The organism is Mucilaginibacter sp. (assembly GCF_039935595.1).
In the GTDB taxonomy this organism is placed as follows: domain Bacteria; phylum Bacteroidota; class Bacteroidia; order Sphingobacteriales; family Sphingobacteriaceae; genus Mucilaginibacter.
Window position 1 is genome coordinate 1 of sequence record NZ_JBDTJZ010000197.1, and the last position, 14,021, is coordinate 14,021.

The window sequence follows — 14,021 nt, forward strand, 5'->3', positions numbered from 1 at the left end:
TAAGAGCACCATCTAACGCGATATATAATGCTGATTTTAAATTTGAATTTGGCAAAGCCTATACTTTAAAACAATCGGCAAACGCGGCGGCTACCATTGTTAGCTCGGGGCGTGGTGTTTATGAGGCATTGGATGCCGCTAAAAAATTAGAAGAACAAGGCGTAGCCATTAACGTAATTGATATGCCTACTATTGATGAAGCTGCTATTGTTGAGCTATACCGTACCGGTAAACCCGTATTTATCGCGGAGCAGAATAACGGGTATTTATGGTCGCATTTCAGGAAAGTATTGTTTGAGCGCGAAGCCAGTATCAACACCAAAAACCTGGTAGCGATTAATACCACTACCCAGGGTGGATTACATTATATCCATTCGGGTACCTATGCAGAGCTGGCCGCTCATTATGGGTTAGATGCCGCGCATTTAAATGCAACCATTTTAAAAACTTTGAAAAAATTATGATGACCATTATACACGAATCCGACGTACCCGAAGTAGAACACCCGGGCAGGTTTATGCGCTGGCTGGCTAATGAAGATTCATTGCAGGCTAAAAACCTGTCGGTTTGCGTTATCCGGGTTTTACCGGGCGAAGCGGTAAGACCCGCACATTCGCACCCCAATAGCGAGGAGCTGATCTATATTATAACCGGCAGCGGAAAAGTAATGATAGAAGGCGAGGTAGGCGAAGTAAAAGCAGGCTCGGCCATATTATTTGAGCAGGGCAAGGTACACATGCTCAAAAACACCGGCGACGTAGAGATGAAGGTGATCTGCTTTTTTGCTCCCGCCACCAATATTGATAATTATAAAATGTTTGAAGGGATCGAGTTCCCGGAATAAAGATTTTTCCAGATTGATTGATAGAGGCCCTTAACGAAAGTTGGGGGCTTTTTTTTGTTTGGATCAAATCCATTATATTTAATTTAATTATGAGTTGTGTATTATCAATAATTGGCGAAGATTTAAATGTTGATGCTTTTGTAAGCAAAACAAAAATGAAATGGGATAGCGTGTGGTATAAAGGCGATGTGATTAATCGGGTAAACCCCAAGAAAAAAAAGCATTCAGGCGTATCTATAGCCACAAGTGAGGCTGATTTCGATGATGTAAAAACACAAATAACTGAAACAATAGATTTTTTAATTAAGCGTAAAGAAAACCTAATCCATATTGCCACCACGCCGGGAATACAATACGTTACTATTAATTTTGGTGTGGATTCCGTTATAGATGAGGATCACCTAACCCAAGGATTTTTTTTTCCACCGGAATTGATTAAAATATGTTCGGAACTAGGAATTGGAATAGAACTGTCCATTTACAAACCGGATATGCAAGTGATTTTAGAAACGCGTAGAACAACTTTAAAATAGATATTAAAGTGCATGTGCGGTTCCCCCCTCACTGGTCGAAGTTTTCAACTTCGTCCTAAAATGCTGTAAGCATTCTGCTTGACTTATTAAGCTGAGAGCTTAATACATTATGGGACTAAGTTAGCTGCGCTAAACTTAGACCAGTGTTAGAGATTTTTCCAAATTGATTGATAGAGGCCCTTCAACGAAAGTTGGGGGCTTTTTTATTTAGCCAAAGTATATGAGCCATCTAAATAAGTTGGCGACACCAAAAAGTTTGCGTTACTATCGCTTACCGGTACGGCTGATGGCTCAGAACCTCGACCGCCTACTACAATAATGCCATTTTTTCCGCTTGTATCCAGGCCATTAACCTGCAGCCTGTAGCTAAAGTTGCCGTTAGCATCAATAACCTGTTCAATATATTTAAGTGGGACGGCTAATTCAATGGTATATGCTTTTTGATGATCCACAATTCCATTAGCTTTAATACCCAAATCATTATAAATAGATATGCTTTCCCCCTGAATACCTTTTGCACCTGTTAAAGGAATTTCCTTTATAGGGCCTGATATCTCTGAGTTTAAAGCAGAAAGTTGCTCTTCCGAAAGGGTTTTATTTGTACGAAGAACATAAGAAACATTACCCGGACTATTCAACATATACGGATAGGTAATGGCAACAGGAATTATTTGACTGTTCTTATCATTATTTTTAATGGTAAATGTAATACCGCCATAAACAATTTTAGCTATAGTACCATGATAAGTTGCCTGTACCACCAGGTACAGGTTATTATTATCATTACTAATGGTGTAATAAAATTCATTGGCATTGTTATAAGCTTCAAAATGTGGCCACTCTGTTGGTTTTCCGTCTATTTTTATATCGGTAGGTGCTCTGACACTTGACGTTTGTATTCCCGGTAATTTTTGTGCATCGGCCATTTGGGGGACAATTACCACGAATGCAATTAAGCTGATCAACAATACAGTTATTGAATTTTTCATAATCAAATCTATTACGAATATTTCGTAAATACAAATTTTATTATTCCTGTCCCCGCAGGTTTTCTCGAAAAGGATCTTGCGTCGTGTTGGGATATCACAAACACTTTAACGAAATTTAGGGGCTTTTTTTGTTTGGATAAAATCCATTATATTTAATGTAATTATGAGTTGTGAATTACGAATTATTGGTGAAAATTTAGATGTTGATGCTTTTGTAAACAAAACAAAAATGCAGTGGTATAGAGTATGGCATAAAGGCGATAATAGAATAAACTCTAAAAAACACACTGATTCAGGCGTATCAATTGGTGCGAGTGAGGCGGATTTTGATAATGTAAAACTTCAAATAACAGAAACAATAGATTTTTTAATTAAGTATAAAGAAAACCTGATTCATATCAATTCCACACCTGATATAGAATATGCGTATATAGATTTTGGCGTAGATTCTATCATAGACGAAGATCACCTTATACAAGGATTTTTCTTTCCACCGGAGTTAGTTAAAATATGTGCAGAACTTAGCATTGGAATAGAACTATCTATATACAAGCAGGATATGCAGATAATTTTAGAAAATCGAAGGTTAAATTCAAAGTAACGTATTCACTATTCTTGTGCTCGTCTGCAACTTACCGTGTATCCATATCTTTTGACTATCTATGCCCCGTTAGGGGCTACCTGTTTGTAGCCCAGAAAGAAAAGTGCTATTTGCCCCGTAGGGGCTACCCTGTATTTAGCATTTAAATTTATCCCCGCAAGGTTGCTTGAAAGCGACCAATAAAGCCACTGAATTCATGGTTAACACATTTTGGCTCTTTAATTAGTTCAACTATTTGATAGTCAAATAATTAACCTAATTTTTTAACGAAAATGTGTTAAGTTATGTTAACCCCTCTCATTCTGGCATTCGTCACAGACAAGCGCACGAGCGGTACACATCCGATTTTAATTTTGACTTATCTATCCCAATGCGTTTTTAAAATCAGCGATCAGATCCTCCCTGTCCTCAATACCTATTGACAGGCGTATCATGTTATCAGATATACCCATTTCGGCGCGTTTCTCTTTGCCTAACTCGTTAAATATGGTATGGGCAACGGGGATGGCTAATGTGCGGGTATCGCCCAGGTTACTTGATTTTACTACCAGTTGCAGTTTGTTTAAAAAGGTAAAACAATCTAGTTTTTCGTCCAGCTCAATACTCATTAAACTGCCAAATTTGCTGAACAGCTTTTTAGCCAGGTCATGCTGTGGATGATTAGGCAAACCCGGGTAAAATACTTTTTTAATATGAGGATGCGCCTCAAAAAACTCGGCCAAAGCCAACGCATTACCGCACGACCTATCCATCCGCAAGGCCAATGTTTCTGAACCAACCGAAATAGAGTGGGCAGCTTCAGGCGCTAATGTTGCGCCGGCATCCCTTAAACCCTTTTTGCGTATTTGGGTAAGGCCCAGTTTTTTAGGGTCGACCTGTTTTTTGTATACTTCGTTAATATTGGCAAAAGTACTCCAGTTAAATAAACCGGTATCGGTAACGCTACCACCTAAGGCATTGCCATGGCCGCCAATGTTTTTGGTAAGCGAGTTGATAACCAAACTTGCTTTAACAGCAATGGGGTTAAATAAATAGGGGGTGGTCATGGTATTATCTACCACATATATTAAACCCTTTTCCTGGCATAGAGTACCAATAGCTTCCAGATCGGCCACTTGGGTAGCCGGGTTGGCAATGGTTTCTACAAATACCAGTTTAGTGTTGGGCCTTAATTCGTTTTGTATGTTGGCAACTGAAGTAGCATCAACAAAAGTAATATCCAACCCCATATCAATATAGGTTTGAAAAATACTGCGCGAATTGCCAAACAAAAATGAGCTGGCAACCACATGGTCGCCATGTTTTATCAATGCCAATATAGTTGATGATATAGCACCCATACCGGTGGCAAAGGCAATAGTGCCAAAGCCGTTTTCCATTTGGGTTACCTTATGCTCTAAAGCAGACACGGTAGGGTTACCCTGGCGTGAGTAGGCATAACCGCTTACCTTGTTTTGAAAAACGTCTACCAAATCCTGCACATCATCATAACCATAAGTAACCGATGTATGTATGGGTTTATGTAAAGCGCCATGCTCCGGTTTTTGTAATCGATCAGAATGCAGCAGGGTAGTAGTAAAGCCTTTTTTAGTTGCCATGGTAGTTATAATTCAATTATACAAGTAAGAGACTGCGAACTTAGCGGTTTTTGTGTTAATTTTTATCAAAAACTTGTCAGAATGACAATTGGGGGTTGGTAGCGTCAATGTCCAACAAAGCTTCAAATTATACAGCGTATATGCTTCCTGTTTTGATTTATCTGCCACCATTGTTTAGTAAAACCAAATGGTTTTAAAATACAAAATCCCGGTATAACCGGGATTTTGTATTTTATATATATAATATGTTTACTGTTTAAAAGTACCCATATTATTTACACGGGTATATTTATCGCCCATGTTCATGTAGTCAATCACGATCTGGCCGGCTTCAAATTTTAAAAAGTCAAGGTCTTCTTTTTTAGGTTTTGGCGCACCTTTTTTAAGCGCCGGTAAACCTAAAGCTACCCTGCGCAAATTATCGCGTTCAAAGGTTTTCTGTTCATCAGCATCGCGTTGTTTTTTTAACTGCTGCTCATTTAACGGTACTGATTTTTCTTCCTCGCTTTTTTTATAATCAGCAATATCTTGCAGTAAATATTTATAGTTGGGATTGCTGTTCATGCGTTGCTCATGCATTTTTGTTAGTTGCGGAATTATAGGAGTAAGATCACCAACCTTAACATAATCACTTCTTGGTATCACGTCATAAGGCATGGCCGATGGTTCGGTATCCTCACCATATTTATCTAACGGGATAACAGACGGAAACTGAATATCGGGTATAACGCCTCTATGTTGTGTTGATCCACCGCTTATACGGTAAAATTTAGCTATGGTAAGATTAAGCTGGCCGTAAGTGTTTTCGCCGTTGCCTGCACGAGTGCGATTGCCTCTTACCACATTGGCAACCCTGTCGCCAAATGAGGTGATTACTCTATCCAGGTCTATCGGGCTTTGTACCGAGCCTTTGCCATAGGTTTGCGTGCCTATGATAAGGCCTCGGCCATAATCCTGTATAGCGCCCGAAAATATTTCGGATGCCGAAGCGCTGAAACGGTCGACCAATACCGCCATTGGACCAGTGTAGGCGATAGACGGATCGTCGTCTGTATCAACCTCAATGCCATTTGGTTCGCGTACCTGTACCACCGGTCCGGTTTTAATAAACAAGCCGGTAAGTGAAATAGCCTCGGCTAATGAGCCGCCGCCGTTCTCGCGCAGGTCAACAACTATGCCGTCTACATTTTCGCGTTTTAACGAGTCTAATACCAGTTTCATATCACGGGTAGTGCTATGGTAATTGGTCTCGCCTGAGCGTGCATCGTTATAAAAAGCAGGTACGTTAATTATGCCTACTTTATAGGTTTTGCCATTGCTGTTATAGGTACGCGTTTCTTTTTTAACCAGTTGGTCCTGTAAAACAATTTTCTCACGTACAATGTCAACTATATTAGGTTTATCTGCGCCCGTTTTACCTTGTGGTAACAATTTTAATTTTACTGTAGTTCCTTTAGCGCCACGTATCAATTTAATGGCGTTATCAGTGCGCCAGCCTATAATGTCTACAAATTCACCATCCGCTCCTTGTGCCACGCCAATAATACGATCGCCTGCATTTACCAGGTGCGTTTTATCAGCAGGTCCGCCGGGTACAAGCGACTGAATAGTAATATACTCGTTTTTGGTGGTCAAAGTTGCACCGATGCCTTCTAATGAACGCGACATCTCAATATTAAACTGCGCCGCGTTTGATGGGTTAAGGTAAGCGGTATGCGGGTCAATAGCCCCGGTAAACTCCGTCATGAAAATTTGAAACACATCATCGTTTGATAATTTGTTTACCTGCGATAAAAGGTTTTGATAACGCTTGGTCAACGTTTCTTTATTTTTGGCTATATCACTTTTGGCCAGGTTTAAGTTGAGCATATCATATTTTGTACGCTTGGCCCAGTAGTTATCCAGTTCGGCTTCTGTACCCCATGGTAGCTTTTCACGATCAGCAATAAATGAATCATTCTGTGTAAAATCAAATGTTTTATTTAACTGCGCCAACTGAAAATTGTAGTGGTCTATCTGCCTTTTTTGAAAAACATTGAATATGTAAAATATATTGTTCAGGTTACCTGCCTTAATATCATCATCCAGTGTAAGTTTATATTTGCTAAAGTTGGCAATATCATTTGCTGTAAAGTAGATATGCGTTTCATCAAGACTTTTAAGGTAACGATCAAATATCACAGCAGAAAGTGAATCATTTAGTGGCACCCTTTTATAATTTGAGGACGAAATGATCTGTGCAACAGTACGGCATACGGTACCTTGTTGTTCAGTAGGCTGTAGGTTGGTCGAGCCGTCTACCTTTATGGGCTTTGCGGGGGATGCATTACATGCAAGCGCTGCGCCCAGCACCAACACGGTATAAAATCGCTTCAACATATCTTTAACTTTATTTAAATCAGGAATAGAATATAACATCAATTATAGTGTACAATAGTTTGCTAATGTAATAAACAAACTCGCAAAAATCCTGCCTTATTATTTAGAAATAAGAATATTACAATAATATTGTACAGTTTTAAATTATGTAGAGTTTGTTGGTAAAACAAGGCATTATTATTAATCATTTTTATTTGCCTCAACAGCTGCGGCATAACGTAAACCGGCTCTGATAAAACCGGTTGTATTTTTTAACTCTATATCTTTAGTTGTTTGCTCTACATCATTTAAGCTTTCTTTCAGCCCTTTTAATGCAGCCAGGTCATGTGCTTCTTTCAGGTCAGTGCGTGCCAAAGCCAGTTCACCTATTGAAGCTTTAATAGCCGCCAGGTCCAATAAATTGGCTATGGTTAGCTTATCATTATTTTGTTGTTTTGCCAAATTGTTGCTTTGTAATAAAAACCATTTTGCTTCCGAAAAACGGTGTTCCAAAACATATAAATGGGCCAATTCGGTAAAACTATAGCTGGCTTCGTCATATACCCGGTAACGCATATTATGCTTTACTTCTTTCAATATAATTTCTTCTGCTATATCTAAACTATGATCAGGATGTTTTATTGCTAACAGACGTACATTATGTGTAAGTGTTACAGTTGCAGGGCTAATAGTAGTGGCCGATATATAACTGGCTTCCTGTAATTGTGGATAACGAACCTGTTTTTTTTTCCAGAATTGAGCCGAAGCAGAAAAGGTTAAGGTACAGAAACAAATAAATAAAATTAATCTCATTAATATACGTGGGTATAAATTAAGTTGTAAATGTAATAATATGATTTAAAAATATACGTATCAACGTTGTTGCACCTTAATGCGTATATTTTAATAGTGCTATTTTATTTTAATCCCATTGATCGTAAAAACGCCGCCGAATTAGGTTTACGTCCTAAAAAGTTTTTAAGTACATCGCTTTCTTCTTCTGTAGCGCCTTTTTCCATTATGGTTTTACGATACTTTATTCCGGTGGCCTGGTCAAGTACGCCGTGTTTTTCGAATACCGAAAATATATCCTGCGCGTATACTTTGGACCATAAGTAGCCGTAATAATTAGCGCCATAGCTGCTCAAGTGATTAAACGAGTAAATAAAGTGCGTACCTTCGGCAAAAGGTGCCTGGGTTATTTTATACAGGTCTTTTGACACCTGTACCGCGCCTTTTTCTTTTACCAGATTGTAACGGTCCTCATAAGTAAAATCTATCATGGCATAATATACCTGCTGTATATTGGCATTGCTTACCCCCAACAGGCGCACTTTATCCATTTTATTGAATAATGATAAAGGCAATACCTGGCCTGTTTTATAATTTTTGGCGAAGATCTTCAACACGTTATAGTTCCAGCAAAAATTCTCTAAAAATTGCGACGGGGCCTCTACAAAATCGCCCTTTACGGCAAACGCGTTTTGCGAAGCTATAACAGGATGGCATAGCAGGAAATTAATTAAATGCCCAAACTCATGGAACATAGTAATTACATCGCTATGGGTAAGTAATGAGGGTTCTGCAGTGGTGCCTTCGGGGAAATTACATATTAGGGTACCTACAGGCAATATTTCTTTGCCATTGGCCAGGTGATATAGCGAAATATTGGCCGTTTCAAAGTGATTATATTTATTGGGCCTCGGGTACAGGTCAAGGAAAAATGTGCCCACTTTTTTGCCTTCTTTATAGAGTTCAAAACTGCGCACTTTTGAGTACCATACCGGTAAGCCTTTAACCTCGCGAATACTGATGTTAAATAATTTTTGGTAAACCGTAAACATACCCTTTATGGTATTATTCATTTCAAAATATTGCTTGATCTCGTCGGTATTCAGTTGGTATTTGGTATCCAATAATTTTTTGTTGTAGTAGGATATGTCCCAGTTATAAATGGTATCGGCCAGTTCGGGGTGCATTTTATGTTTTACCTCGCGTTCCTCGTTGGTATAAACGGGCAGGTAGGGTGTAAGCTTGTCGCGCAGGTCATCTAAAAAGCCCCATACTTTTGATGGTTTGGCGGCCATTTTTTGCACCAGGGCATATTCGGCATAAGTTTTAAAGCCTAACTGTCCGGCCAGTTTATTGCGATAATAAAGCAAGCTATCCAGGGTTTTTACGTTGGCAGGATAAGCCCTGTTCATGTACTTTAACAACATCGCATGACGTGTATTCTCATCGTCAGCATATTTCATGATGTTGATATAGTTAGGCCCGTTAATGGTAGCCATGTACAGGTTTTCTGCCCGTTTCCAGGGGCGGGTCACGGTTTCGGGCACGCCCTGTAGGTCTTTAGTCGTAAAGCGTATGCTGTCCTTTGATTCGGCTAAGTTTTTATCAAACTGGGTAGCATAAAGTATCACCTTATCATTGGTGGCTTTTAAAGCTTTCCGGCCGGCATCATCCAGTTTGGTGCCGTTTATTTCAAATGAAACCAACGTTTCACTTAAAAACTTTTTTTGCGAAGCGTTAAGGGTTTTAGCTACCGGCGATTTAGCAAAAACCTTAAGCGCGTTATACAGGTCGACATTCAGGTACAGGTCTGTACCGTATGATGATAACCTTTCCAGTTGTTTGTTGGCTTCTTCGCGTGTTTTATCATCAACAAACGTAGCTGACGGTATATATACCTTTCCGCCCAGGTCGCTAAGGTTATAGCCTATTTCATCAAATGCCATTAAGGTGTTGGCAATGTTTTTTTTACCTGCCGGGATAGCAATAATGGCTTTTATCTGGCTGTTACATTTAATAATTACCTGGTCAACAGCCTCAGTCAGCGCTGCCGCGGTAAATTTTTCAAAACGGATAGGCTCATTGGTGTGAACCAGCAAAGGGTTGGTTGTTGTTTTTTGCGCATAAGCGCTCAGGGGCAGCAATGCCACCGCGAAAAGTAGTTTTTTAAGCATCATAATAAAATCAGTTATCCAAATATATTGAATTAATATCATAAAAAAAGCCCTTCCAAACAGGAAGAGCTTTTAGCTTTATTCTTTTATCTATCGGCTTATTTAGCCATTTGCCTGCGGATGATGTTTAACGCGCCACCAGCTTTAAACCATTCAATCTGCTGTGCATTATAAGTATGGTTAACGGCAAAGCTGTCAACCGTACCATCCTGGTGATGCAATACAACCGTAAGCTGTTTGCCCGGGGCAAATTCAGTTAAACCAATAATGTCTATCTTATCATCTTCCTGTATCTTATCATAATCGTTGCTATCGGCAAAAGTTATGGCCAGCATACCTTGTTTTTTCAAATTGGTTTCGTGTATACGGGCAAATGATTTTATCAATATGGCACGTACACCTAAGTGACGTGGTTCCATAGCCGCATGCTCACGTGATGAGCCTTCGCCATAGTTCTCGTCGCCAACCACAATGCTGCCTATGCCATGCGCTTTATAATCGCGCTGGGTAGCAGGTACCGGGCCGTATTCGCCGGTGATACCGTTTTTAACGCTATCGGCAGTGTTGTTATAATAGTTTATAGCGCCAATAAGCATATTGTTGGATATGTTATCCAAATGCCCGCGAAACTTGAGCCATGGTCCGGCCATTGAGATATGGTCGGTAGTACATTTGCCTTTAGCTTTTATCAACAGGAGCAGGCCTTTAATATCTGTACCTTCCCAGGGGCTAAACGGTTCCAATAATTGCAAACGTGCCGATTTTGGGTCAACCTTTACGCTTACCTGACTGCCGTCCTCGGCAGGTGCCTGATATCCGGCATCTTCAACCGCATAACCTTTAACCGGCATTTCAATACCTTGTGGTTCGTCAAATTTTACCTGCTCGCCGTTTTCGTTGGTCAGGTAATCAGTTAACGGGTTAAAGGTAAGGTCACCCGCAATAGCAAACGCGGTAACAATTTCCGGTGATGCTACAAACGCGTGGGTATTAGGGTTACCATCCTGGCGTTTAGCAAAATTGCGGTTAAACGATGTGATGATAGAGTTTTTACGGGTAGGGTCGTCAGTGTGACGTGCCCACTGCCCAATACAAGGACCACAGGCGTTAGCCAATACCACACCTCCCATTTGTCCAAATGTATCCAGATAGCCATCACGGTCAACCGTGTAGCGCACCATTTCTGAACCCGGGGTTATGGTAAATTCAGCTTTTGATTTCAGGTTTTTATCAATAGCCTGTTTGGCGATAGATGCCGAACGGGTAATGTCTTCGTATGATGAGTTGGTACATGAACCTATCAAACCAACTTCTAATACGGCGGGCCAGTTGTTCTCTTTAACCGCTGTAGCAAATTTAGAGATAGGCCATGCCAGATCAGGCGTAAACGGACCGTTAACATGCGGCTCCAGTTCGCTCAGGTTTATTTCAATAACCTGGTCAAAGTATTGTTGCGGGTTAGCATACACTTCGGCATCGCCAGTCAGGTGTTCTTTAACGGCATTGGCAGCGTCGGCAATTTCAGCGCGTTTGGTACCGCGCAGGTAAGTCTCTTGCTTCTCATCATATCCGAAGATAGAGGTAGTAGCGCCAATTTCGGCACCCATATTACAGATGGTACCCTTACCTGTTGCCGAAAGCGATTGTGCGCCTTCGCCAAAATATTCAACTATAGCGCCTGTACCGCCTTTTACGGTTAATATACCGGCAACTTTCAAAATAACGTCTTTAGCAGATGTCCAGCCGGATAATTTTCCGGTTAGTTTAACACCAATCAGTTTAGGGAATTTAAGCTCCCAGGGTAAACCCGCCATAACATCGCAGGCATCGGCACCGCCCACACCAATAGCGATCATACCTAAGCCACCCGCGTTTGGTGTATGCGAGTCAGTACCTATCATCATGCCACCGGGGAAAGCATAGTTCTCTAACACTACCTGGTGGATGATACCCGCACCGGCTTTCCAGAAACCAATACCATATTTATCAGATACCGAAGCCAGGAAATCATAAACTTCTTTGTTTATATCCTTGGCTGTATTTAGATCTTCAACAGCGCCAATTTTAGCTTGTATCAGGTGGTCGCAATGCACGGTTGAGGGTACAGCCACCTGCGGGCGGCCCGCTTGCATAAATTGCAACAGCGCCATCTGGGCCGTAGCATCCTGCATGGCAACACGGTCTGGTGCAAAGTCAACATAGTCAACCCCACGGCCAAACGCTTGTTTAGCATCGCCTTCAGAAAGGTGAGCGTATAATATTTTTTCGGTTAAAGTAAGAGGTTTACCGGTCGCTTTACGGGCAGCATCCACACGGTTGCTGTAGCGGGCGTAAACTTTTTTGATCATCTCTAAATCAAAAGCCATTGTATTGATTTTATGGGTAAAAGGATAAAAAAAATCGCGGTTTAATATCGCAATTATACTGGTGGGGCGAATTTACAAAATTTAAGGGTAATAAGGTAAAGCCCATTTAGGCAAATGTTATTTGGATGTATTCTAAATAGGGGCGGAGGGTTTAACTATAGATGTGGCAAGAAAGAAGGTTGATTATTCTTAAAAATTTCTGCTCCATTCGTGACGGAGCTCGTTTAATTTCTTATCTATTTCGTCAATGGGTTGTTTAGTAATCGCACCACTATATTTTTTTATTGAATCTTCAGACAAAGAAATATTTTTCTTAGGATGGAGCCTAATTAGATTGTACGTTTCCATATCTTTTAATAAGGTATAAGCCCTATCATCCAATATGTCTACAGTTATCGTTGTCATAATTTCCTTAAAATCTAAATTTACAACTTAAATATGAATAGCGAAAATTAGCTTATTATGGGCATACTATTGTTCCCCCTTTAGGGGGTTAGGGGGCAAAACCGATACCCCTCCTTACTCCAATACGCCATCGCCTTTGGCAACACATACTCCAGCCTGTCAAACGCTTTAAGGCTATCATGAAACAGTACGATATCGCCGCTCCTGGTATTTTTTAAAACATTGGTCAGACATTTTTCGGGCGAGAGGTCAATATCAAAGTCGCCGCTTAATACGTTCCACATGATGATCTTTAACTCTGGTTTACGCTGCTTTAACAGTTTTATCTGCGATTTTTTGATACGCCCATACGGCGGTCTGAACAAATCGGTGTTTAATAACTTATCGGCTCTTAAAAAATTTTCCAGGTAAAACATATCACCCATATCCCATCCTTTTAAATGATTATAGGTATGGTTGCCCATAGCGTGGCCGGCGTTTTTTACCTGCTCAAAAACATCAGGATGCTTTTTTACATTATCGCCAATGCAGAAAAAAGTAGCTTTGGCATTGTATTGCTGTAAAATATTTAATACAAAGGGTGTAACAATAGGTATAGGGCCATCGTCAAAAGTGAGGTAAATACAACGGTTGCCTTTGGGCATATCCCAAATCAGTTGGGGATATAGCTTTTTAAGCAATAGTGGAGTTTTTACCAGATACATAATAACGATTTTAGATTTTACACACCGGATTTGCAATAAATTGGCTTAATTAGTATAAATTAAGTCAATTTATTTGCTCAAATCTAACATCTCAAATCTCAAATTAGCAAATTAATTGTGCAGGAACCACCTTATGGAGCAATTTATATTAAAATTTAAGCAGGCCGGAATTATTGGAATGCTGTTATTATTTGCCAGCTTTACTGCCGTAGCGCAGGAGAAAATAACACTGCAAATGGCGGTTGACAGAGCTTTGGCCAACAACCTTACCATTAAGCAATCGGTAATTAGCGAGTTATCAGCTGCCGAAGATTATACACAATCAAAAAATAACCAACTGCCCAGCTTAAGCGCCGGTCCGCAGTCGGGGTATAACTTTGGCCGTAGCCCGGTGCCGGGTCAGTACACTTACGCTAATAAATCATCATTTTATGTAAACGGGTCTGCTAACGTGCAGATAACTCTTTTTCAGGGCGGGCAATTACATAATCAGGTGCTGCAAAACAAGCTATTGCTTGACGTAAGTAAAAAAAGTACCGATAAAGCTAAAAACGACCTTGTGCTAAACGTTGTTGTTGATTATTTGCAGATATTAACTAATCAGGATCTGGTAATAGCTGCGCAGCAACAAATTGATATAGCTAACCAAACCTTAGA

The 14,021-nt window shown here is 40.3% G+C and carries 12 protein-coding genes; 5 read left to right on the plus strand and 7 right to left on the minus strand.

Annotated features, from left to right (window positions below; genetic code table 11):
- The 3 genes from ABI367_RS13800 to ABI367_RS13810 form a co-directional block, all read left to right on the plus strand.
- Window positions 1-464 (plus strand): transketolase C-terminal domain-containing protein (locus ABI367_RS13800; RefSeq protein WP_462230981.1); only part of this gene is annotated, 464 nt, incomplete at its 5' end.
- Complete coding sequence (locus tag ABI367_RS13805; protein ID WP_462230983.1) at window positions 461-844, plus strand: cupin domain-containing protein; 384 nt, start codon at window positions 461-463, stop codon at window positions 842-844. The genes ABI367_RS13800 and ABI367_RS13805, both read left to right, overlap by 4 nt.
- Window positions 845-933: 89 nt before the next feature.
- Window positions 934-1,377, plus strand: coding sequence for a DUF4279 domain-containing protein (locus ABI367_RS13810; RefSeq protein ID WP_462230985.1), 444 nt, complete (start codon window positions 934-936; stop codon window positions 1,375-1,377).
- Between the two features lie 203 nt (window positions 1,378-1,580).
- Here the strand turns inward: ABI367_RS13810 and ABI367_RS13815 are convergent, their stop codons facing one another.
- Entirely contained in the window at window positions 1,581-2,366 is a 786-nt protein-coding gene (locus ABI367_RS13815; RefSeq protein ID WP_462230987.1) for a hypothetical protein, read from the minus strand.
- Between the two features lie 163 nt (window positions 2,367-2,529).
- Here ABI367_RS13815 and ABI367_RS13820 point away from each other — a divergent pair, with 163 nt between their 5' ends.
- Entirely contained in the window at window positions 2,530-2,967 is a 438-nt protein-coding gene (locus tag ABI367_RS13820) for a hypothetical protein (protein ID WP_462230989.1), read from the plus strand.
- Between the two features lie 362 nt (window positions 2,968-3,329).
- Here the strand turns inward: ABI367_RS13820 and ABI367_RS13825 are convergent, their stop codons facing one another.
- The 6 genes from ABI367_RS13825 to ABI367_RS13850 all read right to left on the minus strand — a co-directional run bounded on the left by ABI367_RS13825 (window position 3,330) and on the right by ABI367_RS13850 (window position 13,364).
- The gene (locus ABI367_RS13825) at window positions 3,330-4,565 is read right to left on the minus strand and encodes a cystathionine gamma-synthase family protein (protein ID WP_462230991.1); all 1,236 of its coding nucleotides are present in this window, start codon (window positions 4,563-4,565) and stop codon (window positions 3,330-3,332) included.
- 249 nt (window positions 4,566-4,814) lie between these two features.
- Window positions 4,815-6,944 carry a carboxy terminal-processing peptidase gene (locus ABI367_RS13830; RefSeq protein WP_462230993.1) on the minus strand — a complete coding sequence of 710 codons (2,130 nt, stop codon included), beginning with the start codon at window positions 6,942-6,944 and terminating at the stop codon, window positions 4,815-4,817.
- 180 nt (window positions 6,945-7,124) lie between these two features.
- Window positions 7,125-7,736, minus strand: coding sequence for a hypothetical protein (locus ABI367_RS13835; RefSeq protein WP_462230996.1), 612 nt, complete (start codon window positions 7,734-7,736; stop codon window positions 7,125-7,127).
- 104 nt (window positions 7,737-7,840) lie between these two features.
- Complete coding sequence (locus ABI367_RS13840) at window positions 7,841-9,931, minus strand: M3 family metallopeptidase (RefSeq protein WP_462230998.1); 2,091 nt, start codon at window positions 9,929-9,931, stop codon at window positions 7,841-7,843.
- A gap of 56 nt (window positions 9,932-9,987) precedes the next feature.
- A complete protein-coding gene (locus ABI367_RS13845) occupies window positions 9,988-12,255 on the minus strand; it encodes an aconitate hydratase (protein ID WP_462231000.1) in 2,268 nt (755 codons plus the stop codon).
- A 485-nt stretch (window positions 12,256-12,740) separates the two neighbouring features.
- Window positions 12,741-13,364, minus strand: a complete 624-nt coding sequence (locus tag ABI367_RS13850; protein ID WP_462231002.1) for a polysaccharide deacetylase family protein — start codon at window positions 13,362-13,364, stop codon at window positions 12,741-12,743.
- 133 nt (window positions 13,365-13,497) lie between these two features.
- Here ABI367_RS13850 and ABI367_RS13855 point away from each other — a divergent pair.
- Window positions 13,498-14,021 (plus strand): TolC family protein (locus tag ABI367_RS13855; RefSeq protein WP_462231004.1); only part of this gene is annotated, 524 nt, incomplete at its 3' end.